Source organism: Niabella ginsenosidivorans (assembly GCF_001654455.1).
Taxonomy (GTDB): Bacteria; Bacteroidota; Bacteroidia; order Chitinophagales; family Chitinophagaceae; genus Niabella; species Niabella ginsenosidivorans.
Map to the genome: position 1 here is coordinate 1,154,417 of NZ_CP015772.1, position 25,511 is coordinate 1,179,927.

Genomic DNA, 25,511 nt, shown 5'->3' on the forward strand with positions numbered 1-25,511 from the left:
TTCTATAACTATGGCACAATTCACAGTAAACACACAGCGTTTTGATCCTTATAAAAACTTTAAATTCCGGGTGAAATGGGATGGCCGCTATGTAGCCGGCGTAAGCAAAGTGGGCGCTTTAAAAAAGACCACCGAAGTGGTAAAGCACCGGGAGGGAGGCGATCCGAGCAGTAGCCGTAAGAGCCCCGGCAAAACGGAGTACGAGGCCATTACCCTGGAAAGAGGAGTAACACATGATACGGAATTTGAAAAATGGGCCAATAAGGTATGGAATTACGGAGCGGGCCTTGGTGCAGAAACATCGCTTAAAGATTTCCGGAAGGATATTATTATAGAACTGTATAACGAGGCGGGCCAATTGGTAATTGCCTATAAGATTTATCGTTGCTGGGTTTCGGAGTTTCAGGCCATGCCCGACCTGGATGCCAATGCCAATGCTGTGGCGATACAAAATATTAAACTTGAAAACGAAGGCTGGGAGCGGGATTATACAGTTGTAGAACCGGCTGAACCTTCCTTTACGGAACCTTCCTGATGCTTAAATGGAACTGCTGTCAACCCCCCGGTTATTAAATTTGTGGGAAACCTGCTTGCCGCTTTCCCCTGTCCGGCGTTCCAGGCTCCTGCTGACTGTTGCATTCCCAAACGATGACATCGGCGGCTTAAGCGTGGGCCAGTGCAACGGACGGCTGTTACGGTTACGGCAACAATTGTTTGGTAACCGGCTTCCCTCACTGGCCAGGTGCCCCGCCTGTTCACAGACAGCGGAATGGGAACAGGATCTGCTCAATTTTCAACTGGAAACAGTATTGGGAAATAAAACTGCCGAACAACGGGATATAACGCTTGATGAGTATACAGTTCATTTCCGGTTGCCTGGTATCGCAGATATGGAAGTGTTGGAAACCATTATAGCTGCCGGAGAAAAACAGCAACACCTGCTCAAACAATGCGTGCTCAATGCGTATAAAAAAGAGGAAGTCTGCCCGGTAAATGAGTTGCCCCAAACAGTTATACAGGAAATGGAAGCGCAAATGGCAGCAACAGACCCACTGGCTGATATAAGGGTCTTATTGAGCTGCCCAGCCTGCTCCAATTCCTGGGAGGCTGTTTTTGATATCCAGTCGTATTTATGGAAAGAACTGAACGCCTGGGCCCGTAGTCTTTTTAAAGAAATTTATACACTGGCAAAATATTTTGGCTGGGGGGAAACAGAGATCCTGGAAATGAGCCATCAGCGGCGACGGCTCTATCTTAAAATGATATGGGGATGAGCGGTTTTTTAAGCAGACTGGCAGGTGCGTCAAGCAGCAACAGCAAGGTAGAGCCACGGTTGGCTACTGCTTTTGAAAGCCCGGCAGCTGCAGCTTTCGGAGAAGTGCAAACGGTTTATGAGCAATCACCCGATCCTGTCAAAAGGCAGATGGGAACTGATGCTTTTGAACAACCAGCCATTCCGCTAACTGAAAATGTTTCTGTTAAAGAATCTCTTTTTGCAGAGTTACTGCCTGGTACGGTTACAGCTCCTGTAATCAACACTGAAACCGGGCCACAAGGGAATGTGCTACATCCGGAGGCTAAGGGAACAATCTTACAACCCATCAATATAAAAAAGGAGGAGCCTGTAATGCCGGTGATTTTTTCAGGCGTATTGAAAAGTGAAGCTGAAACGTCCGGATCATTGTCGCCGGTTGACAATAATAAAGCGCCTTTCAATTTTCCGGAGACCGGTAAAGAGGCATTTGTGGCCGGCACCGGTGATCAACAGAGCAGGTATGCGACCATCCGGCCAAAACAAACTTTTACAGCCTTCAGTCTGAATAATACATTCAATGCATTCCTGTCATCTGGAGGGGGCACTGAAATTAACAATTATTCAGAAAGTGCTGCTCCTGCGCAGCCTGTTATCAAAATAAATATTGGCCATATTGATATAAAAGCCGTTGCACAAACGCCTTCTGTACGGGAAGCAAGAAAACAGACCCCGGGTATATCACTGGATGATCTTTTGAAGAAGAAAAATAAGTAAGTATTATGAGCTCGGCCCTGGCCATTGCGGGAATAACACAGGTTCTTAAGGACCTGCTGAATGACGGTATTATTAATAATATTACCACAGCTACCGGCACAACGGTTACTGTTACCGCGCTTCCGCCGGACAAAATAGAAGATGCCGGTGAGCAAACCCAGCTGAACCTTTATATGTATCAGGCCACGGTGAACCAGGGATGGCGCAATGAAGGATTACCTGTTTTTACCCCGCGCGGGGACCGGGTCAGTAACCCGCCATTGGCGCTGGATCTGCACTATCTTTTATCTGCCTACACCGGAGGCGCAGAACTGCATACGGAAATATTACTGGGCTATGGAATGCAGCTTTTGCATGAGAACCCGGTTTTAACAAGGGATGCGATTAACAAATCATTAAGTCCGCCGGATCATGTAGACCTGGACGGGCTGCCACCGGTACTGAGAGCACTGGCAACAACGGGGCTTGCAGATCAGGTGGAACAAATAACGATCACGCCTGAAGTATTAAATGCAGATGAGATTTCCAAGCTCTGGACAGCCTTCACTACAAAATACAGACCTACAGCCGCGTATAAGGTAACCGTAGTGCTGATCCAAAGCGTAAAAAGCACCCGCAAGGCGCCGCCTGTTCAGAGCAGGAATATTTATGTGATTCCCTTTAATGAACCGGTTGTTGAGGAAATAGAACCGGTTCCGGCTACAGGAGAACCGTCATTACCGCAGCAATTGGTTTTTTCAGAGTCAGATCTTATCCTGAAAGGAAAACGGCTTTGGAACGATACGGTAATGATCAATATCAGTGGCATTCAGTTTCCCGTTATGGGAATGGGAGTAACAGGCACCACTATTCAACTTAAGTTGCCCGAAGGATTAAAAGCAGGTTTGCAAAGCTTACAGGTCATACACCCCGTGGCAATGGGTACCCCGCCTGCTGCTCATAATGGAGTTTGCTCAAAAGTACAGGCATTTATTTTATCGCCTCTGGTTATTGACAACCCGATAGCTACCGGTACCGCGCCAGAAGGAAAATTTAAGGGGAGCATCAAAGTAAAAATAAAACCAATGGTTACGGCCCGGCAGGAGGTGCAGCTGATCTTAAATGGACTGCCACCTGCTACCGGCGCATATACGTTCTCATATGTTGCTGCAGATAAAAACGGACCGCCGGTAGATGAACTAACAATCCCTGTGTCCAATGTTGCCCCGGGTACTTACCTGGTACGCGTTCAGGTAGACGGAGCCGAGAGCCCGCTGGAAACGGATAATAGCACAAAAACATACAACAGTCCTGCAATAACAATCACATAATGGATCCCTCAATTCAGGAATGGAGCTCAGTAAACCAGCAATTTCTTGCGGCAATGGTTGCCATTGTCCGCAAGCGGCTGGAGGTTTACGATCAAAACGGTAACGCCGATGCGGAAAGGAAGCAGGAAGCAGCGCTGCTGCCGCTCCAAAAAAAAGCAGCTGTTCTTCTGAACGGGATGACAATACCTGCTGCGCTGAACAGGCTGGGAGATACGTTCGGGCTGTCGGAATTTGAAAAAAATGTGCTGCTGTTATGTGCAGGAGTAGAACTGGATCCGGAATTTGGTGGCCTGGTTTCAAAGATCCAGGGTGGGGGAGTATATCCTACTTTCGGCCTGGCACTTGCGGTACTGCCGGATGCGCATTGGAGTGCTGTTGTACCCGGCGGATCGCTGCGGTACTGGCGGTTTATAGAGCTGACAGGGCACTTACCTGTAACAAAAGCACCTTTAAAAATTGATGAGCATATCCTTCATTACCTGGCAGGTATTTACCAGGTAGATGAGCGCCTGCTGACTTTTGTACAGCCGTTCCGGACTGCGCAGGATATGGTTCCCTCACATGCTGCGCTGTGTGATCTGATTTTAAATAACCTTACAGCCGCAGCACCGGATAACAGGCTGCCTGTCCTTCAACTGGGAGGAGCCTATGATTCGGATAAAAAAGAGATGGCTGCGCAATTGTGCAGGCAACTGGGCGTGCAGCCTTACAGCGCTTCTTTATACGCACTGCCTTCAGGGTATACAGAGATCGAAGATTTTGCAAGGCTCTGGAACCGCGAATCTGCCCTTAAATTGTATGCCCTTATTATAGATGCCACCAATCTGGATCCTTCAGACAAACACCGGGAGCAGATCCTGAATCAATACATTGTGGCTGTTCAGAGCCCACTGATAATCCTGGGTGGCAAAACGATTAATAACCGGGTACATTCCGGCCGGTTTTTTGAAATTCCCAAACCACTGGCAGAAGAACAATATCATTTATGGAAAAAGCACCTGAACGGTTCAGTTGCCCTGCCTGATCAGGAGCTGAGACGCCTGGTGTCCCAATTCGACTTTAATGCAAAGACCATAGAGCAGACAGTAACCGGCTTTACCGCTATTCCTGTAAACGGAAAAGATAACCGGCTATGGCATGCCTGTTGCCACCAGGTTCGCCCGGAAATTGAAGAACTGGCCCAACGGATCCCTCCTCTGGCGGAAATGGACGATCTGATATTACCGGAATCACAAAAGGAACGTTTGCGGGAATTGATTTTACAGGTAAAACATCGTTCAAAGGTATATGATGAATGGGGCTTTGGCCGCAACAGTAACCGGGGACTGGGTATTACCGCCCTCTTTGCAGGAGAGAGCGGAACCGGAAAAACCATGGCATCAGAAGTGATCGCAAAAGCACTGGATCTGGATCTGTACCGGGTAGACCTGAGCCAGGTGGTTAATAAATACATTGGCGAAACCGAAAAAAACCTGAAAAAGATATTTGATGCTGCGGAGCAGGGAGGAGCGGTGCTCTTGTTTGATGAAGCTGATGCGTTATTTGGAAAAAGAAGCGAAGTAAAAGACAGCCATGACAGGTATGCCAACGTGGAAGTAAGCTATTTACTGCAACGCATGGAAGCCTATAAAGGATTGGCGATACTGACCACGAATATGAAGCAGGCTATGGACAGGGCCCTGATGAGAAGGATCCGATTTGTTGTTCAGTTTCCTTTTCCCGGAGCAGAACAGCGTGCCGCAATATGGAAGCGGGTTTTTCCCCGGGAGACCCCCATAGCTAGCCTGGATATTTCAAAGCTGGCTCGTTTAAATATAGCAGGCGGCAGCATTAAAAATGTAGCCATGAACGCAGCCTTTATAGCCGCGGAAACAGGCGGGCCGGTAACCATGATGCATATACAGCGGGCACTCCGGGGTGAATATGAAAAAATGGAAAAGCCATTAAGTCATGCAGAAATCAACCAGCTGCAATGAAATGTTCCAAAGAGCCTGGGCCTGACAAAGACTACCTCTTGTCTATATTTCGTCAAGCTGTTAATGACAAGTATCTTATTGTATTGAAAGCCAATAATATACAAGATCGTCGTCTTGACCGAGTTCGGAGAACGAGCGGAGAGATCTCTATAACAGATGAGATCCCCCGGCTTTTTCCCGCTATCGCGGTATGCGCTGCCAATGACAAGTTGCCTTATACATTGAAGATCAATCACACTTATCGTCATGCTGAGCGAAGCGCAGCGTAGTCGAAGTATCGCTGTAATATAGAAGTGTTCGATGATTGAGAGATCCTTCGGCTCCATCCCGAGGGCTTTCGGGATTGCGTTGCCAATGACAGATGATTGTTTTGAAAATCAATCCTTCTTATTGTCATGCCGTTCCGATAGTTCGGAATTGTTTCGGCATCTATCTATCGTTCCCCTGGACCCTAAACAGGAGTAGACCCTGAAATACCTCGAACATTTGGGGCAGGGTGACCATAAGCGTATTTGTCATCTTCTCATAGATTCAGGATGACGATAGGAAGATTTGTCATTGCCACATTGTTTTGTAACAAAAATAAAAAACTCAGCGTGACAGATACTTTTATCATTTTAAAGAACTTAAAAATGTTTTTGTTTAAACTTAACAGGACAGGCATTTTTGGGTTATCCTCGTAAAAAAGATACAAATGAATCCCGGTTTTGAGATCAATATAGACGCGATAACCCTGGAAGGCTTTGCACCGCAGGATCGCAGAAAAATAAAGGAAGCGGTAGAGCAATCTCTTATACAGTTGTTTACAATGCCCAGCACGGATTGGATTGCCGCAGCCGGTTTTTTTGATAAAATGGATGGCGGCTGCTTCCAGGCAGGCGATGGTAATAACCCCCATCAGTTGGGCGCACAAATTGCCCGGTCTGTGTACAGCGCTATTACAGGGGCGGGCAACAAGTGAAAACCGGAGGTGGTTTCATAGTTCATGGTCGATAGCTCATAGCTCAAGGTCTGTTATCTAACATTTATTATCTAATATCTAACGTCTCAATTCCGGATCCTGGTATAACGGATATACTGCAACTGATAGCTGATGACTGATTCCGATACGCTTTCATACACCCGCCGGCGTTTAACCGGTCCGATATTATAAACATATGTCTTCATTTCCCGGTACTCCGAAATTAATAAAGGGAGGGCTGGTGCTGCTAAATGCCACCACCTCTGCAATTGAAAGAATTATAACCCTGCAATACAATCCTGATGCCCTTTCGCGTACATTACAGGCGCAAACGGTTAGTGAAGACGGGCATAACCGCTCCCAGCCACTACGGCTGAAAGGGCCTCCTGTTGAAACCCTGAAGCTGGATGCGGAAATTGATGCAACAGATCAGATGGAAGTGGCAGATCCGCTTACCAGCGCAACCGGCATCCACACACAACTGGCGGCGTTGGAAACGATCGTTTATCCCACCAGTCAGCAGCTGATCTCCAATAATAATCTTGCAGCGAACGGTACCCTGGAAATTGTTCCGATGGAAACCCCGTTGATCTTATTCATCTGGAATAAAAACCGCATTTTACCGGTACGCATTACAGAGTTCAGTATTAATGAAGAGGCTTTTGATCCGCTGCTGAACCCGATCAGGGCTAAAGTGAGCCTGGGTTTAAGAGTGTTAAATGTAGATGATCTCGGGTTTGCCCACAAAGGCGCCAGTCTTTATATGGCCTATCAGATCAATAAAGAAAAAATGGCACAACAGGCAAAATCGGGCACATTAAATAACCTGGGCATAAATGCAATACCATGACCCATCCGTTACAGGTATTATTACAGGGCAGCAACCAGCCGGTGAATTCCCTGCCTCCCAACAGCCGGTATTATCCGGTTGCTACGGCATCATTGGAAAAGGAAGACGGCACAGAAGTGAATTATCTGAAACGGCGCCTGATACCGCCGGTGGATAGTTTCCGGACGGACCAGCTCTATATTGTAAAACAGGCAGACCGCCCGGATAATCTGGCGGCGGTATTTATCGGGGATCCTGAGCAGTTCTGGCAACTGGCCGATGGCAATAATAATATTGCTCCGGAAGCATTGACAGCCGAGCCGGGTTCGGTATTGAAAATAACAAAACGAATACAGACACCCATTTATTAATGCTGCTCTTTGTTGTCATGCTGAATCCTAACAAAAATATTTTGCGTTCTTTAGAATGATCAGAAGTGCTGTTGTGCTGAGTCCGAAGCCTGCCCTGGCCCTACCAACTTTCCGGCCCGTTCAGGCGGGCATGATTACATTGTAAAAACTGCCCTTCGTCAGGCTGCTAATGACAGATGTGTTATTGTTTTGAAAATCAATCTTTCTTTTTGTCATGCCGTTCCGATAGTCCGGAATTGTTTCGGCATCTATTTATCGCTCACCTGGGCCCTGAAACAAAAACAGATCCCGGAACAGGTCGGGATGACATCTTCAGGGTGACCCGTAAAAATGATTGTCATTGCCGCATCCGAACTTTCGGATGATTTTGTTTTTACAAATGGAAAAACCCAGGATGACGGTTCTTATGCCTCGGTTCACATGCGCCGGTTCGTGTCCTCAAGAAACGGAAAAGAAGTCACTATTGATTATTGACCCAATCCTACCATGTTAAAAGGAAAAATAAGTATTGCCATATTCATTGGTACTCCCGTTCCGGTGCCTGTACCGAACCCGGTCATTGAAGCGCTTTCCAGCGTGGAAGTGAATACGGATACAGGCTCTGCGAGTGGTTTTCAGCTGGTGTTTAACTTCGATTCTAAATCTCCTTTGAACACTTTGCTCCTGCTGGTGGGACAAACAGGCCCTTTTGTCAGGGTCATTATACAGGCAACAATAAATGGTACGGATTCGGTGCTGATGGACGGCATGATCACGAATCATCAGCTAACCCCTAATGTGCAAACCGGTGAGTCTGTGTTTACCATTTCGGGCCGTGACCTGACCTCGGTAATGGATTATATTGATTTTTCAGGATTGCCCTATCCCTGTATGCCGCCCGAGACCCGCGTCCTGCTGATACTGGCCAAGTATGCGGTGTTTGGGATCATACCGATGGTGATCCCCAGCATTTTTCCGGATATACCGATCGTAACAGAGCAGATACCATCACAACAGGGAAAAGATCTCGAATATATCACGCAACTGGCTACTGAGAACGGGTATGTCTTTTATATAGAGCCCGGCCCCGTGGTAGGCACCAATGTGGCTTACTGGGGGCCGGAACTGAAAGTGGGTGTTCCGCAAAAAGCGCTGAACATAAACATGGATGCATATACCAATATTACCAGTTTGAATTTCAGCTTTGATGACAGCAATAAAAGTATGCCCATTGTTTATATACAGAACCAGCAGACAAGGGCGCCCATTCCTGTTCCCATACCGGATATCAATCCCCTGCAGCCACCACTGGGCTTAATTCCGCCCATACCGGTGCAGTTTAATAAGATGACGGATACGGCAAAGCTGAATCCCGTGCAGGCACTGGCAAGAGGGGTTGCTGAAGCATCTTCCTCTTCTGATGCAGTTACAGGAACCGGCTCCCTGGATGTGGTACGTTATGGTGCTGTTTTAAAAGCGCGCTCCCTGGTAGGTGTGCGCGGTGCAGGAGATGCTTTTGATGGATTGTATTTTGTAAAAAGCGTAAAACATAAAATACAGCGGGGCACCTATACACAGGATTTTACATTAACACGCAACGGGCTGGTGTCTACACTCCCGGTAGTGCCCGCTTAATAATCACAATCGTAATGGCTGAAAAATATTATGGTAAATACCGGGGCATGGTGCTGAATAATATCGATCCCATGAACACCGCAAGGTTGTTGGTCCAGGTACCGGATGTGCTGGGGTTAAGCACTTCCAGCTGGGCACTGCCCTGTGTTCCTTTTGCGGGCGTACAAAGCGGTGTGTTTGTATTACCCATTATTGGCGCCGGTGTATGGGTGGAATTTGAAGGCGGAAATCCTGATTTTCCCATCTGGACCGGTGGCTTCTGGGGATCCGCAGCTGAAGTGCCCTCCTCCGCTTTATTAGCGGCGCCCGGTTTACCCAATATTGTATTACAATCTACCAATATGAACGCAGTAGTGATCAGTGATCTGATCGCCGGGCCCAAAGGCGGCATCATGCTGCAATCCACTACCGGCGCATTTATTACGGTAAATGACACTGGCATCTATATCGACAACGGCAAAGGCGCCAGCATCAATATGATTGGCCCAACTACAGATATTAATAAGGGCGCATTAACCATTACCTGAATCATTCATCCGATATAAAAATATGCCCGGTCCTTTATTACATATGGGAGCAATGGTTCAATGCAGCCACGGAGGCCAAGCCCAGGCCACATCTCCGGTGCCGAGAGTATTAGTCAGCGGCCAGCCGGTTGTTGTGCAGCCGTTTCCTTATGCGGTTACCGGCTGCCCGTTTAATGTATCCGGTTCACCCGTGCCCTGTGTTACGGCACAATGGACCACCGGGGCCACGCGGATCCTTTGCAACGGCATGCCGGTGTTATTGATGGACAGCCAGGCAATATCGGTTCCGAACGGTACACCTTTAATGATCGTTAGCACCCAGACGCGGGTAATCGGAGTATAAACGATGAATCTTAAATTTCCCATACAGTTTGACCAGAACGGAAAAACAGCGGTTGCTGGTTCCGATGGTCATATCTATTCTTTGATAGAGCAGGTCCTGTTTACCACGCCCGGTGAACGGGTGAACCGGCCGGACTTTGGCAGCGGGCTGATGCAGCTCGTTTTTGAGCCAAACAGTGATGAACTGGTTGCTGCTACCGAGTTCCTGGTACAGGGCTCTTTGCAGCAATGGTTGGGCGACCTGATTGAAGTAAACAATGTGCTGGTAGAGAATACAGATGCGGCCGTACAGGTTACTGTGGTGTATACCGTTCGTGCTACCGGGCAAAACAATACAGCCACTTTTACACGATAAAGATCTTATGAATTATTTCTGTTGTGACGAAGAGCGCCGGACCCTGGTCATCAATCATCCTGTATTGAACGGGATTGATTACCTGGAAGTGGTGGACAACCCGGAGGATGCCAATGCCATCCGCCAAACAGTGCTGCAGGTATACTTATTAAAGGAAGTAATGCCCGGCACTATTACCACAGAGAATATAAGTATAGAAGGCGGGGAACGGATCCGGAATATTGAAGTGCTTTGGGTTTGGGTAGGGCCGGCAGCTACTCCTCCGTCATTATCCATGTCTCCTCCCGGCAGCAGCTCAAAGGTGCTGACCGTAAAAGTAAAGGCAGCCGGAGACTTTTCAGTTTACCAGTTACGCCTGATCAACCTGGAGACAGAAAATTTTGATCCCATATTATCATCTGTCGATTTTTCTTTTAAGGTTGTATGTGATAATGAATTTGATTGCAGCCCGCAATGTACCTGCACAGAGCCAATGGCAAAAGAGCCGGATATTAATTACCTGGTAAAAGACTACAGCAGTTTTAAACAATTGATGCTTGACCGCATGGCGCTTTTGCTGCCCCGGTGGCAGGAGCGGAACGCGGCAGACCCCGGCATCATGCTGGTTGAGTTGCTGGCCTATGTAGGCGATTATTTAAGCTACCGGCAGGACGCCATCGCTACCGAAGCTTACCTGGGCACAGCACGTAAGCGGATATCGGTAAGAAGACATGCCCGCCTGGTGGATTATCGCATGCACGATGGGGCAAATGCCCGTACCTGGGTACATTTTGAAGTAGCAGAAGGAATCACCAACCTGCAAATAAAAAAAACCTGTAATGGTGCAGCTACGTCGCTCCTTACAAGATCGCCGCGGTTACCATTGATTTCGGTTCCAGGCACAGAGCCCGTTGAAATGGCAATGAAAGAAGGGGCGCTGGTATTTGAGCTCCTGCACGATGCCACACTCGATGCCCGCAATAATATCTTTTATTTCTATACATGGGGAAATAAAAGCTGCTCACTGCAAACAGGTGCTGTAACGGCTACTTTTGATACACACTTATTAGCCTTGAAACCCGGTCAGGTGCTTATTTTCGAAGAAATTGCCGGGCCGCGCACCGGCAAAAAAAGCGATGCAGATCCCAATCACCGTCACCCGGTTAAGGTTACATCAGTTTCTTATCAGTCGGATCCTGTAGGAAATCCTTATGGCGTGCCGCCCGATAATACTCCAAGACCGGTAACCGTAGTAGAATGGGCGGCTGCCGATGCGCTTCCCTTTGATCTGTGCATCAATACGGTTGATGAAAACGGAGATGCCATAGTGGTGAGCGCAGCCATAGGCAATAATATACTGGTGGATCATGGCTATACATTGCCCCCGGAACAATTGCCCGGTGTGCCCGAAGCACAACAGGCTGTGCTTGTTAAGAATACCTCCTGTGATCCCTGCAAAGAGCAGGTCTATAGTAATACACCGGCAAGATACAACCCGGAGCTAAAGCAGTACCCGGTAACCCGGGCTGTTCCCTGTCCGGCAGATCCGTCTTCTGCATACTCATTAATCAATGCAGATCCCACGGAAGCCAGTCCTGCCGTTGTCATCAGGGAATTACCTGTAAATGAAACATGGACACCGCTGAATGACCTGCTGAGCAGTAACAGCAATGACAAAAATTTTGTGGTGGAAACGGAGTCGGACGGTGTGTCTTACCTGCGTTTCGGGAATGATGTGCAGGGAAAGTTCCCCGCTGCCGGCAGCGTGCTCCAGGCGGTCTATCGTATTGGAAATGGGCTATCAGGAAATATCGGTTCGGAGGCGCTGCAACATATTGTAACGGCAGATCCTGCACTCACTGCATTAAATATCCAACAGGTTCGTAATCCCCTGCCGGCTGTCGGTGGTGTGGATCCGGAAAGCATAGAAGAGGTGCGGAACCGTGCCCCCATTGCTTTTCGTAAGCAGGAAAGAGCCGTGACGATGGAGGATTATGAAACTGTTTCCCAACGGCTGTTTACCGGTGTGCAAAAGAGTACCGCTGCCCAGCGATGGACGGGAAGCTGGCGCACTGTCTTTCTTACGGTAGACCGGCTGGGTGGTCAGCAGGTTGATGAAACCTTTAAAAATGCTTTAATAGCTGCTGTTGAAAAATACCGGATGGCAGGCGAGGACGTGGAAGCAGAGAATCCTGTTTTTGTTTCTCTGGAAATAGATATTACAGTATGTGTAAGGACTGACTATCTCAGGAGCCAGGTAAAACAGGCGGTAGCTGAAATGTTGAGTACCCGTGAGCTGCCCGGTGGCCGTAAGGGTGTCTTTCATCCGGATAACTTCAGCTTTGGACAGCCCGTCTACCTGAGCGCCGTTTATGCGGCTGCCCAGCAGGTAGCCGGTGTTTATTCCATTACCATTACAAAGTTTCAGCGTCAGGGGCAGGCAGCCAGCAATGCTTTGTCCAGTGGCGTTCTGACCATCGGCCGCAATGAAATAGCCCGTTTGGATAATGACCCCAACTTCAGGGAGCATGGGGTGCTGAATATAACCCTGCAGGGTGGAAAATAAATTATTATGTTGAACAAATCGGATACCTGTCATTTTTGCGAAGGGCTGTCGGTACAAACACCGGTTAGGATCGATAACCGCAGCGGGTTATCTGCCATTGCTTACAGGGTGGGAACGCATTCCACATTTAAGCAAAGCCTGCTGGCACGCTTATCATTGATCGATCATCCGCTGCTGAACAGGCTGACCAACCGGACAGATGACGATTTTACGATAGCCTGGCTGGATGCATTTTCAGTAATAGGAGATGTGCTTACTTTTTACCAGGAACGGGTTGCCAATGAATCGTATTTACAAACAGCCACCGAGCGTTTCTCCGTTTTACAACTGGCCCGTTTAATCGGATATGAGCTGAGGCCGGGTGTTGCCGCAACCACCTGTATTGCATTTATAGTAGAAAATGCAAACGGCGTTTTGGGGCCGGTATTGCCGGCTAATCAATTATCCAATCACCTGGTGCCCTTACCACCGGTATCCATAGAAAAAGGCATTAAAATTCAGAGTATTCCCGGCCCCGGTGAAAAAGTACAAACCTACGAAACCATTGAATCTATTGAGGGACGGCCGGAATGGAATGATATGCATCCGCGGATGTCACAGCCGCAAAACCCGTTAAATGACGGGCTGTTGCTGTTGCAACAAACCAATAATAATCTTAAGAAAGGAGATGCGCTGCTCATTCGTAAACAGGACGGGAGCAATGATCTGAAAACCATTCTGAATTGTACAACAGACGAGGAGTTAAAAACCACAAGGGTAGACATCGGTCTTTCTCCTGTTTTACCTGTTTACAATAAACCGGCATTGGAGTACGCTGTTTTCAGCCAGTTCTACAGTTCAGCCTTATTGACAGGGAGCACCGTAAATAACCTGATCAATAAATCGTGGAGGGAAGCCGATCTGTCGGCCCTGGTAAAAGCAAATAAATGGGCGGTTACCGCTGCGGTTCAGAGCATCAATACGATTTCCGGGACATTGCAGCCCCCCGCTGAAGCGGAAGTATATGTGATGCGGAAAAATGCCCAGGTGTTTGGCTATAACGCCGCAAAAAAAGTGACCTATGATTCCGGTGGTAAACCCAATGATCCGGAAAGCTGGACCGAACGGGATCATAACGAAACACCCGGGATCTTATATCTTGACAATAAATATGAAGAAGTATTATCTGGTAGTTATATTGTCATTCAAAACCCGGTTACCACCCCTTCACTTAAATATTATAAGGTGGATAGTGCGCATATTATGGCGTTAACGCGTTACGGGATCAGCACCAAAACCACACAACTAAAACTGATACCGGAAGATCAATGGTGGGGAACGGGCACAACACTTGCCGCTATCCGCAATGCAACGGTATATATTCAAAGTGAAAAACTGGAGCTGGCGCCATTGCCTCTTGAAGATATTGTTACAGGCGATGCTTTAACCCTGGATCGTTATTATCCGGGATTGAAGGAAGGTCAGCAGGTGGTGCTGAGTGGTGAATGCAGCGATCTTCCGGGTGTGGCTAACAGCGAATTGCTTACATTGAAAAGTATCAATGTGATTCAGGGATTTACTGATCTGGAATTCCGGCAATCGCTGATGTATAACTATATCCGTAAATCCGTAACTATAAATGCAAATGTGGCAAAGGCCACACATGGCGAAACAACGGAAGAGATACTGGGCAGTGGTAATGCCGGGCGTACCTTTCAGAAATTTACATTAAAACAGCCCCCGCTTACATTTGTCAGTGCCGCTACCAGCAGCGGTATACAATCTACCCTGGAGATCAGGGTGAATAATCTGCTGTGGAAGGAAGTGGACTATTTCCCGGATCACGGTCCTGATGAACGCATCTACATTACCCGGAGAGATAATGAGGGTAACACTACGGTTATTTTTGGAGATGGTATTACAGGAGCAAGGTTACCCAGCGGCTCCCAGAATATAAAAGCTACTTACCGGAAAGGGATCGGAACAGCCGGACTGGTAGCTGCCAACCAGTTGTCGCAACTGGTAACAAAGCCACTTGGCGTAAAGTCGGCTGTGAACCCTGTTGCACCTACAGGGGCGGAAGATCCCGAGAACCTGGATGCTGCCCGTAATAACGCAGGTCTCACCATCCGGGCGCTGGACAGGATCGTTTCCTTACAGGATTATGAAGACTTTGCCAGGGCATTTGCCGGTATTGATAAGGCGCTGGCCAGCTGGACCTGGCTGAACGGGAAACGCCAGGTGTTTATAACCGTTGCCGGCAGTAAGGGCCAGGCGGTAAAAAAATCGGACGATCTGTATACAAAACTGGTGACAGCCATTAAAAACGCCGGTAATCCAAGGGTTGCCATATGGCTGGGCACCTATTCCCCCCGGTTTTTTCGTATAGCTGCGGGAATCATTCCCGGCCCGGAATATTTACCGGCGGAAGTGCTCACAGCCGTTGAAGAAAATTTACGGGTGGCCTTCTCTTTTGAAAACAGACGTTTTGCACAGCCGGTCACTTACAGCGAGGTAGTTACCTGCATACAGCAGACGGCAGGAGTGGTTGCTGTAGACATTGATGCCTTGTACCGGACGGAAGATAGTACCGCAGGCATTCAGTATTTTATTGATGCGGCTCTGCCCAGGATAACGGCAACGGATCTGTTTGCTGCGGAATTATTAACACTTGATCCCACTCCTGTTGATTTAAAAATAATACAATGAGTTTTGATAAAGAGGCTTTATTTAAGCTGTTGCCCGCCTTCAACAGGATGCGCGATCAGAAGATCGGGAACAGCCTGCTCCCGGCCGGAAGCCCGGAGGGCGCCTCCATTGACGGACCGCTCAAAGCCCTGCTGGGGCTGATCAGCGAGCAGATCGCTGTGCTGGAAGAGAACCTGGATCAGTTGTATGATGATCAGTTTATTGAAACCTGTGCAGAATGGGTGGTGCCCTACATCGGGGAACTGGTAGGAACCCGCAGCCTCATTGACTTTCCGGAGGCGCCTTTCAGTCAGCGTGCACAGGTAGCCAATACAATTGGTTACCGCAGAAGGAAAGGAACCGCTTCCATTATTGAAGAGCTGGCACGGGATGTAACAGGGTGGACAGCAAACGTGGTGGAGTATTTCCAGTTGCTGGCAACCACACAATACCTCAATCACCTGAGGCCCGGTAATTTATCCGTAAGCCCGCTGCGCAATTGGGAACAACTGGAATATATACATACCCCTTTTGACAAACTGACCCGCACGGCGGATACACGGAACATTTCCTTAAAACAGGGAAAATACAATATTCCGAATATCGGTATTTTTCTCTGGCGCATCGATGACTATTCGGTTACCCATGCCCCGGCTTATAAGGTAGATAACCTGCGGTATAAATTTGATGCCTTAGGAAAAGATGTTCAATTGTATAATCATTCCGCCCCGGAAAAAGAAATCACGCATCTGGCAGACTCGCTCAATGTTCCGGCGCCGCTTAACCGGCTGATCACCCATTATTACAGGGATCAGTATTATGGAGTGGATAAAAGCATTTTTGTTTTCGGCGTTAACGATGTAAGTATTTGTAATTTATCGGATGCCACAGACGGAACCGGTAACTGGGTGAATATGCCGGATGGGAAAGTAGCAGTGGACCCGGTATTGGGGCGCATTGCCTTTCCTGCTGCGCTGGCTCCGGCTGAAAAAGTATACGTAAATTATTTTTATGGCTCAGGCTATACAATAGGAGGAGGTGAATATACCCGGGAGGCTGATTTTTTGAAGGGTGATTTTACAACAATAAAAGTGCCGGCAGATCAGCCTACTATACAGGCAGCTTTAAATGAACTGGCAGCTATTGGTGGGATCATTGAAATTACCAACAATGAATATTATATAGAAACGCCGGTAGTGCAGATCGCCGCCGGTAAGAAAATAGAGATCAGGGCTGCCGAAAAGCAACGGCCCGTACTGGTACTGGATGCCGATATGGAAATAGCGGGTGGAGAGAACGCATCGTTATCAATAAACGGATTACTGGTAAGCGGAGGTTGTTTAAGGGCGCCCGTAACAAATGGAGATGGCGCTCTCAATCAACTGGCAACTTTATTCCTCAGCCATTGTACATTGGTTCCCGGCGATACATTGCCTGTTGGAACTGTGCCGGCACAAATGGCGCAGCCCCGCCTGATTATAGAAGCCGATGGAGTAAATGTAATGATTGAACGATCCGTTACAGGCCCCATACGGTCTGCGGATACGGCTAAAATACAGATCAGCGATTCCATTGTGGATGCCGGCGACCGCTCGGAAATAGCTTACAGCGGAATTAACGGGCCTTTAAGTTACGGAGCAGAATTGAGCACCGGCAATGTAACGATCATTGGAAATGTGTTTACACGGATCATGCGACTGGCCGTCAATACGATCTTTTTTGCCAAACAGAATGAGGCTTACAATAATGAATTTGTAGTAGCAGCAGAACGCCTGCAGGAAGGTTGTGTCCGTTTTTCTTATGTTCCTATACCTTCAAGGGTGCCCCGGAAATTCCAATGCCATCCTGATAGCAATGATGATGCGGTGCTGGTTACGCCCATATTTAATTCCCTGAAGTATGGTGATCCTGATTATTGTCAGCTAAACAATCGCTCTGCGGAGGTAATAACAAAGGGGGCCGATAATGAAGCTGAAATAGGCGTGTTCAGGAACCTTTATCAGCCGCAACGGGTACAGAATTTACAGATACGCCTTAATGAATACCTGAGGTTCGGACTGGAAGCGGGTATTTTTTACGCTTCCTGATTTAATGGAAGTTTGGACCGACCATAAAAGCGTTGTATTTATGATTATTAAAAGGACAAGTAGGTTGCTAAAGCGAATGTCATGGTGTGCCTGTTATAGTGAGCTTGTTGCCCTTCGTCAGGCCCGTCGGACCGGGTCATCCGGGCGGGCTGCCAATGACAGATGTTATTATGCATTGAGGATCAATGATACTTTCGTCATGCTGAGCGTAGCCGAAGCATCTCTTCAACTCTGAGACCTTTCGACTTCGCTACGCTGCGCTCCTTTAGAATACAAGGTGACGACACTTTTTTTGTCATTGCCTCATTGTTTTTGCAGCGCAAATAAATACCTCAGGGTGACACATACTTTTTCTCAATGCCCAGGTCCGTGTCCGCACGAACCGGAAAAGATATTGCTTGACTTAACTTTTTCTTCGCCACAGTTGGTGCCTTCACCAACCGCTTAAGTCAGCTGTTTTAATTTAAAACTTCGGTCCGTATTGCACGAGCCGGAAAAATGTTTCTGATTTAACTTTTAAAAACTGAAATATGCCTGGTGATTTTTCGCGCAAACTTTTTAATTCAAAAAAGCACTATAGCGCCGTGCTTGAGCAGCAGGGTAGGGTACAGCTTGATGCTGACTGGAATGAGCAGGTAGACATTCAGCAATACCGTACCCATACAGAAGCCAAAGATGTGATCGGGTTAACCGGTGTGCCGAAGAAACCCGGCGGGTTTGCTATATCTGTATTGCAGAATGGAAGCGATTTGGGTATTGCCGCCGGAAGAATTTATGTGGATGGATTACTGTTTGAGCTGGAGGCCGGAGGAGCAACCAGCTACCTGCATCAGCCGCATTATCGCTCACCGGATCTTTCTTTTTTCAATCCTCCGTCAAGCCCGCTGAGCCCTCCCGCCAGTCCGCCTGTTGCTGCGCTGAAAAACGGCACTTATATCGTTTATTTAAAAGGATGGCAACAGGAAGTCAATTTTTGGGATGATCCGCAGATACAGGAAGTGGCATTGGGAGAAGCCGACACTACGGTACGGTTAAAAAATTTATGGCAGGTGCGTCTGCTGCCTGTTTCGGCTATCAATAGTGCTTCAACCTGTACAACGGTATTTCCGGAATGGGACAGCCTTGTTGCCCGGCCAACAGGCACATTAAATGTACAGGCGGTTCAGAATACCGCAGTACAACAACCCTGTGTATTGCCTCCCAGCTCAGGGTTCACCGGGCTGGAAAACCAGCTGTACCGGGTGCAGATCTTAAAAAGTGGCGACCGGAATACTGCCCGCTATATATGGGCGCGTAATAATGCATCGATTGAAACCAGTATTATAAAGGTTTCCGGAAGTGTAGCACAGGTAGCTGATACGGGTAAGGATGAAGTGCTGGGGTTTACAAATGGTCAATGGGTGCAGATCGTAGAAACAGAGCCTACCATCGATGGAAATCAATTGGTACAGATCGAATCCGTGGATATTGCTACCGGAGCGATCACCTTTAAAACATCTATTGTACAGTATGAAACAAAAAGCGGGCTGAAACTGCGCCGCTGGGATGTGCAGGGCACGGCTATGGAGAACGGGATTTCCATGCAGAATGGCTGGGTGAACCTGGAAAATGGCATCCGGTTATCATTTAGTGCAGGTACTTATAATGAAGGAGATTACTGGCTGATCCCGGCACGCACCGCTACTGCGGGTATTGAATGGCCGGTGGACAGCGCTAAGAATCCTGTACCTATGGCGCCGTCAGGTATCCGGCGGCATTACTGCCGTCTGGCCCTTATTGTGGTTCAGAACGGACAATTAAGCAGTACGGATTGCCGTCCTTTGTTTCCATCCCTTACAGAAATCTGTGCCGAAGACATTTGTTTTAACAGTAATACCTGTAATTTTCCTTCCAATATTAAAAATGTGCAGCAGGCGCTGGATCAGCTCTGCCAGAAAACCGGGGGTGGATTGTGCACCTATGTTGCCAAACCCGGCAACGGGTGGGAAGCTGTTTTTGAAAGTGTAAAAGCGGGTATGGATGCGCAGATCTGTTTGCCGGCAGGGCAGTATCCGCTCGAAAAGCCGGTTACCGTTAGTGGAAAAGGCAACTTAAGGCTTGTTGGTTCAGGGCTTGCCACCAGCATCCTTTCGCCGAAGGCAGAAGCTGCAGTGTTATTTGATAAATGCAGTTCGGTTACGATCACAGATCTGCATGCTGAAGGCGGAACGGCAAGTCCAAATGATAAATCATTGGTAAAAGGGCTCAATGGCATATTCAATTTTACAGGCTGCAGCAGTGTTACCATGCATCATGTATCGCTGAAAACCGGTTCCGGTACATTGAGAAGCTGTACCGGCATTACGGTTAAAGGTACTACGGAATTGCCAACAGCTGTGCGCATTGAAGATTGTGATCTTTCAGTTGGTGGATGGCAGCAGGGCATACTGGTCGTGAATACGGGCGCCTGTTATATTGAACGGAATACCATCAGTACCTATGTATCGGATAATAACCCCGGACTTTCAAGGGCGGCTATTAAAGATTTGCTGGTTTCAAATATTCATGAAGGCGTGATAGGAAGGACTAAGGGCAGTGGCGCCAATAATGTGACCATTACCTCTGGTAACTTTACGGTTAATTTCCGGACAGATCCGTCATTGAAAGGCGACTGGCAGCGTGCCATGACAGCCAGCTATCCTGCGCCTGCGAGGTCAGTTATGGAACTTCAAAAAAGGATCAGTGATCTGGCGCTGAAACTGATTACTGATAAAAGGCTGCAGGATGCCTATGTAAATATAGCAGCCCTTATTAAAAGTGTTGTTGCAGCAGCAACTGCCGGTACAATAGCAGCACAGGGTATTACAATAGGCGGCCAGACAGGTAAGGATCTTTTTATCAATAACAATATTATTTCAAATGTACTACAGGGAGTGCATGTGGGTGTAAGCCACAGAACGGCCACAAGAAACCCGGATACATTGGGAAATGTATCCATTACCGGGAACTCCATTTCGGTATTCCTTCCCAGGGTACTGGGCAAACAGGACCGTTATGGCATTTTTATCGGCAACTGCAAAAATGCACTGGTAGAAAATAATACCCTGTATATTAATCGCAGTGCAGGCAATACTTCAGCGATTGACGGAATAAGAGTATGGGGCATTCTGGGTCCGCGTTTAATGATTACGAAGAATTTTGCGGGTGCAGCTGATGGCAATCAAAAGAGCTCATTTGATATTGGCATTAATATAAATCCGCTCCAGCAAAAGCCTTCCAATGCCCAATGGGTGGTGCTATGGAACGTGGTGCCCAGCAAAGCTGTTTCCGTACAGGTGAAGAATGGCGCGGTATCCGTTGCAGGCACCAATACGCCCTGATGCAGCATTTGCAGATAAAAGGTAAAGGGATCTATCTCCTGTTGCTACCTCTATGACACCCTGCAGGGCTGTCTGATGCTGGAGCTCTGTAAGAGCGGCCTTTTTTAAAAACAGGAGCAGAAATGTTTTTTGCATCTCTCTGTTTCGGTTTAACAACAGCCTGGCAACAACAGGCTCTCACTACCTGATATTAGGTATAAAAAACACGCTTATAAATTTGTTTCCGCCTGTAAAATTGCTTAACTTTATTATGCATGTCACATTTCTTTGGTATTGATCGTTTGTAAGCAGTCTTTGAGTCTTAGTGGTCGTTTAGTCTACTTGGTATCTTAGTTTGTGAAGCAAGTTGAAGGGTTCGAATCCCGTGGTATGCATTTACGAGGTCGGTACAACTGTCCTCGTTTTTTTATTAATACACTTTCCCTCATTCCATAAAATTTTTTTGTGTCAGTTGCTGATCTCCCCTTGGTATCCTGCATTATGCCTACGTATAATCGCCGTGCCTTTGTACCGCATGCGATCCGGTATTTTTTGCAGCAGGATTATCCCAACAAAGAATTGGTGATTATTGATGACGGTACGGATTGTATAAAAGACCTGGTGCCGCAACATGCCAATATTTATTATAAGTACCTCCCCCGGAAGATCACACTCGGCGCAAAGCTGAACATGGCCTGTCAATATGCACGGGGCTCTATTATTGCCAACTGGGATGATGACGATTGGTATGCTCCCTGGCGCTTGGGGTATCAGGTTACATCGCTGATGAATGAAAAAAAACAGGTGTGCGGTATTAACCAGCTGCTTTACCTGGATCTTGGCAGCAAAAATACTTTTGAGTACAGGTACCCTCCGGGTCAGAAGCCCTGGCTGCTCGGCAGCTCCCTGTGTTACCGGAAAGAAGCCTGGTCCCGGAATCATTTTGCAGATATTAATGTAGGCATGGATGGGCTTTTTGTCTGGAATATGAAAGCGGAAGAGGTTGGGGCGCTGGAAGATAATCGTTTTGCTGTTCATCTGATCCATCCTTCTAACATAAGCCCCAAAGATATATCAGGAGCCTGGTGGCACCCGAACAACCAGGAGGCGATCCAACGCCTGATGCAGGATGACTGGCAGTTTTATGCCAATGGTAAAATTACTTACCCTGAAATTGAAGCACATCCGCTGCATGATTTGCCAGGCAGGAAGAAAAGACATGTGGCAAAGAATGTTTTTGCCTGTCTGGTCCATGAAAAAAAAGAATGCATCCGGGATCTGGTCCGTAACCTGCAGTATCATGATCCCGATTCCATTATTTTACTGTATAACGGGGGGACGGGTAATTTGAAGCTGGATCAGAGTGATTTTCCCCGTGAGTTTAATATAATAATTCATCCGGAACCTGCTGCAATGAAACATGGCTATCTGCACCGTTTTGCATTGGATTGCTTTCAATATGCAGCCGATCATTTTGATAATTCATTTATCACGGTAGTAGATTCGGATCAGTTATGTGTCCGTCCGGGGTATACCGATTATATCAGTAAGTACCTGGCGTTGCTGCCGGAGGCAGGCATGCTGTCGAGCAACGCGGCCCGGGTAGAACGCTTTAATAAAACCAACTATGTAGCCGGCCTTGCTTTTAATGAGTATGAGCTTTGGGAACCCTTACTAAAGCAATTCCCCGGTGGCGGGCAGTGTTTTGCGCACTGGACCTTCTGGCCCTGCGCTGTTTTTACAATGAAGGCCGTACGGGCGCTTTTACAACTTTTTAAAGAGAATATCCTGTTGCAAAAGATCATGCAGCAAACCAGGATATGGGCCACGGAAGAAGTTATTTTACCTACGCTGATCCGATTATTAGGATATGAGATCCATTCCAATCCCTGCAGCTATGAACTGGTACGGTACCGGCAACCGGTGAACCGGATAGAGTTACAAAAGGCGTTGAAAAATGATAAGGTATACTGGCTGCATCCGGTTCCCCGTATGTTTCATGATGCGATACGCAAAACGATCCGCGAAAAATGTAATTATTATATCAAAGAAACCAATCAATCCATTATGAAAAAAGCAACATTGCCAAAAGGGTTTCAGACAAAGCGATTATTAAACAAGGTGCAGCAGATTGAAGGCTGGTTTAGCGAAGAGGAAGCAGGATTATTGCTGGGTTGTTGTGCGGAGCTGTTCTCAAGGCTAAAGGAACCACATGCTGTTATTGAAGTAGGCAGTTATCATGGAAAGTCTACGGTATTACTGGGCAGCGTTTTGAAAGCGGTGTCCCCGTCGGGAAAGCTCACGGCCATAGATCCGCATAATGGAAAAGTGGGAGCTGCCGATCAGGTGCTTCATAAAGTGGCACCATCATATGACGCCTTTATGAAGAATATTAAAGAGGCAAAGCTGGAAGATGTGGTGAGTGTTATTAAGGATTTTTCCTATAATGTGCACTGGGAAGCGCCCGTTTCATTACTCTTTATTGATGGGCTGCATGATTACCGGAATGCGTTAAGAGATTATAAGCAGTTTGCAGATTGGGTTGTGCCGGGCGGAATGGTGGCGTTCCATGATTATGCCGATTATTATCCCGGTATAAAAAAACTGGTTCATGAATTGCTGGGGAAGGGAATATATCAACAGGTAGGAATGGCGGGCACCCTGGTTGTTTTACAGAAATTATAAGTTCCTGAAAATGCATGCCGTTGCAACAAAAGAAAAAGCTGCTATTACTGTAAATAGCATTCGGAATACACGCGCTGTTCAGCCGAAGCGGGAAGTGAATCAACCTAATGACCCCGATAGCTATCGGGAAGAGCGGGAAGCAGATGCGGTTGCAGACAAAGTAATGCGAATGTCTGTTCGGGGTACAATGCAGCGTAATTGTGCCCATTGCAAGGAAGAAGAAAAGAACGTACAACGAAAAGCAGTAAGTCAGCAAATGCATGACATTGCAGGATCATCAGAGCAGTACAGCAGTAATATAACAGGAGGTGAGCCAATGCATATGGCTGATCAGCGTTTCTTCGGGTCGGCACTAAACTATGATTTCTCTAAGGTACGCATTCATAAAGATCCGGTAGCCAATAACTCGGCCCGGTCTATTAATGCACGGGCTTATACAAAGGGAACCGATATCGTATTCGGAAGCAATGAGTACCAACCCCAGACCGCGGTGGGTAAACGATTGCTGGCACACGAGCTGGCACATGTTATACAGCAGGAAGGAATAAAAGAAAACGGGCTGATACAGCGCGATGCCGCAACGGACGGGAAGCAGGCCGAGTTGAATTTTAAGAATGACTGGCAAAACAACTTTTCCTATTATGACCAGTTTATAACGATTGTTTCGCGTGTTTTTGATAAGGCCTTCAAAGGAAGTATCAGAGCCACAAAAAAGGATAAGGATGTCAGTGTTATACTGGGTGAAAAATTTGCAAAAGAGTCGGATGAACCCACCCGGTGGGGATATATAAAAACAGAGATCATTGATAAATTTGTTACGGTAGACCGCTTTGAAGATGTTGCCTATGATCCTACCCGGTCAAAGATCAATGAGATCAATCCGCCCTATGCGGCCGGTCAGTATTGCGCGCTGAACTGCCCGGCAACGGCCGCAGCACTTTCTGACTATTTAAAGACAGGTAAGGTAAACAAAGCTATTTGCAATCCCCGGCAGGAAGGTACGCCCGGTTACGGCTTTGTGGTTGAAAAAAATACTTTTTCCAAAGCAGTGAACTGGAAGAATGCAGAAAAGCAGATCCGGGCACAGTTAAAAAAACATGGCAATTATGTAGTGGTGGAGGCCAAACGTAGTCAAAAGCAGATGGATGACAATCACCTGGCAGAATATCATTATTTCACGGTTGTAAATGTAAAGGGAAAATTATTTGTGATCGATGCATTTGGCGGGGGTATTGTAACCGAGTACATTCAGAATTACATCGATCAGAATATAATAGCAACCACCTATCGTCTTGTAAAAGGGGATTTTAAGGTAGAGGAATATATTCCAAAGAACTAAGCAGCTTTACCGGCTGATTCTATAAATGCATTGTGAAAACAAGTAACACCATTAATGATCAGGGAAGAATGTTTCCGAACCATTCACCAAAAACCGGTTTGTAAAACAACCACTGCCGGGCATGGTTTATTCCGGCAGTCGGCCCGTTCTGCATGCCGGTAATTCATCGCTGATTCAACGCCAGGAGAATGATAAGAAAAAGCAGGGGGATCATGAGTTACCCAATTCCTTTTCGCCCGCTGAGCCTAAAACAGATGCGTTAAGTGGCGGTATTGCTACAGTAGCAGATAATCCTGGCGTCAATACCCCGCAGTTTACGATCCTGACAGATCAGCTGAAATTGAAACTATGGGACAGCCAGCCGGCAGCACTGAAGAGAAGGGCCATCGGTTTTGCAGGCGGCCAACAGCCCTTCTTCAATTGATGTATCATTTGTTACCACGCCATTGCTTGAGATAGTGGTCAATCAAAAATGCTAAACTGATTACACAACAAATTCTGTTTTGTACGGAACTCTGCCGCAAGGATCATCATAA

At 47.3% G+C, this 25,511-nt stretch carries 19 protein-coding genes; 18 read left to right on the plus strand and 1 reads right to left on the minus strand.

The window, feature by feature from the left end; all coding sequences use genetic code 11:
* Positions 1-10: 10 nt before the first annotated feature.
* From A8C56_RS04750 to A8C56_RS04800, 10 genes are all read left to right on the plus strand, one after another.
* Positions 11-535, plus strand: coding sequence for a phage tail protein (locus tag A8C56_RS04750; RefSeq protein ID WP_067752741.1), 525 nt, complete (start codon positions 11-13; stop codon positions 533-535).
* 40 nt (positions 536-575) lie between these two features.
* Entirely contained in the window at positions 576-1,274 is a 699-nt protein-coding gene (locus A8C56_RS04755) for a T4 family baseplate hub assembly chaperone (RefSeq protein ID WP_157097874.1), read from the plus strand.
* On the plus strand, positions 1,271-2,029 hold the full coding sequence (locus A8C56_RS04760; RefSeq protein WP_067752747.1) for a hypothetical protein: 759 nt from the start codon (positions 1,271-1,273) through the stop codon (positions 2,027-2,029). The genes A8C56_RS04755 and A8C56_RS04760 overlap by 4 nt, the downstream gene beginning before the upstream one ends.
* A gap of 5 nt (positions 2,030-2,034) precedes the next feature.
* On the plus strand, positions 2,035-3,339 hold the full coding sequence (locus A8C56_RS04765) for a DUF4255 domain-containing protein (RefSeq protein WP_067752750.1): 1,305 nt from the start codon (positions 2,035-2,037) through the stop codon (positions 3,337-3,339).
* Positions 3,339-5,315 carry an ATP-binding protein gene (locus A8C56_RS04770; protein ID WP_067752753.1) on the plus strand — a complete coding sequence of 659 codons (1,977 nt, stop codon included), beginning with the start codon at positions 3,339-3,341 and terminating at the stop codon, positions 5,313-5,315. The genes A8C56_RS04765 and A8C56_RS04770 overlap by 1 nt, the downstream gene beginning before the upstream one ends.
* Positions 5,316-6,009: 694 nt before the next feature.
* Positions 6,010-6,276 (plus strand): hypothetical protein, encoded by a 267-nt coding sequence (locus tag A8C56_RS04780; protein ID WP_067752759.1) that lies wholly within the window; start codon positions 6,010-6,012, stop codon positions 6,274-6,276.
* 196 nt (positions 6,277-6,472) lie between these two features.
* Positions 6,473-7,126 (plus strand): CIS tube protein, encoded by a 654-nt coding sequence (locus A8C56_RS04785; protein ID WP_067752762.1) that lies wholly within the window; start codon positions 6,473-6,475, stop codon positions 7,124-7,126.
* Positions 7,123-7,476, plus strand: a complete 354-nt coding sequence (locus tag A8C56_RS04790) for a hypothetical protein (protein WP_067752766.1) — start codon at positions 7,123-7,125, stop codon at positions 7,474-7,476. The genes A8C56_RS04785 and A8C56_RS04790 overlap by 4 nt, the downstream gene beginning before the upstream one ends.
* A 486-nt stretch (positions 7,477-7,962) precedes the next feature.
* A complete protein-coding gene (locus A8C56_RS04795) occupies positions 7,963-9,090 on the plus strand; it encodes a hypothetical protein (protein WP_067752768.1) in 1,128 nt (375 codons plus the stop codon).
* A gap of 14 nt (positions 9,091-9,104) precedes the next feature.
* Positions 9,105-9,617: a phage baseplate assembly protein V gene (locus A8C56_RS04800; protein ID WP_067752771.1), complete on the plus strand. Its 513-nt coding sequence runs from the start codon at positions 9,105-9,107 to the stop codon at positions 9,615-9,617.
* 147 nt (positions 9,618-9,764) lie between these two features.
* Here the strand turns inward: A8C56_RS04800 and A8C56_RS24750 are convergent, their stop codons facing one another.
* Positions 9,765-9,983 (minus strand): hypothetical protein, encoded by a 219-nt coding sequence (locus A8C56_RS24750; protein WP_067752774.1) that lies wholly within the window; start codon positions 9,981-9,983, stop codon positions 9,765-9,767.
* Between A8C56_RS24750 and A8C56_RS04810 the strand changes: the two genes are divergently transcribed.
* From A8C56_RS04810 to A8C56_RS04845, 8 genes are all read left to right on the plus strand, one after another.
* The gene (locus A8C56_RS04810; protein ID WP_067752778.1) at positions 9,964-10,314 is read left to right on the plus strand and encodes a GPW/gp25 family protein; all 351 of its coding nucleotides are present in this window, start codon (positions 9,964-9,966) and stop codon (positions 10,312-10,314) included. The genes A8C56_RS24750 and A8C56_RS04810 overlap by 20 nt on opposite strands.
* A gap of 7 nt (positions 10,315-10,321) precedes the next feature.
* A complete protein-coding gene (locus A8C56_RS04815; protein ID WP_067752782.1) occupies positions 10,322-12,859 on the plus strand; it encodes a putative baseplate assembly protein in 2,538 nt (845 codons plus the stop codon).
* A 6-nt stretch (positions 12,860-12,865) separates the two neighbouring features.
* Positions 12,866-15,547: a putative baseplate assembly protein gene (locus tag A8C56_RS04820; RefSeq protein ID WP_067752785.1), complete on the plus strand. Its 2,682-nt coding sequence runs from the start codon at positions 12,866-12,868 to the stop codon at positions 15,545-15,547.
* A complete protein-coding gene (locus A8C56_RS04825) occupies positions 15,544-17,613 on the plus strand; it encodes a hypothetical protein (protein WP_067752788.1) in 2,070 nt (689 codons plus the stop codon). The genes A8C56_RS04820 and A8C56_RS04825 overlap by 4 nt, the downstream gene beginning before the upstream one ends.
* A 530-nt stretch (positions 17,614-18,143) precedes the next feature.
* A complete protein-coding gene (locus tag A8C56_RS04830; protein ID WP_067752791.1) occupies positions 18,144-20,972 on the plus strand; it encodes a DUF6519 domain-containing protein in 2,829 nt (942 codons plus the stop codon).
* A gap of 480 nt (positions 20,973-21,452) precedes the next feature.
* The gene (locus A8C56_RS04835) at positions 21,453-23,636 is read left to right on the plus strand and encodes a class I SAM-dependent methyltransferase (RefSeq protein ID WP_067752794.1); all 2,184 of its coding nucleotides are present in this window, start codon (positions 21,453-21,455) and stop codon (positions 23,634-23,636) included.
* 10 nt (positions 23,637-23,646) lie between these two features.
* Complete coding sequence (locus A8C56_RS04840; protein WP_157097875.1) at positions 23,647-24,975, plus strand: eCIS core domain-containing protein; 1,329 nt, start codon at positions 23,647-23,649, stop codon at positions 24,973-24,975.
* Positions 24,976-25,096: 121 nt separating this feature from the next.
* Positions 25,097-25,399: a hypothetical protein gene (locus A8C56_RS04845; RefSeq protein WP_067752798.1), complete on the plus strand. Its 303-nt coding sequence runs from the start codon at positions 25,097-25,099 to the stop codon at positions 25,397-25,399.
* Positions 25,400-25,511 lie beyond the last annotated feature (112 nt).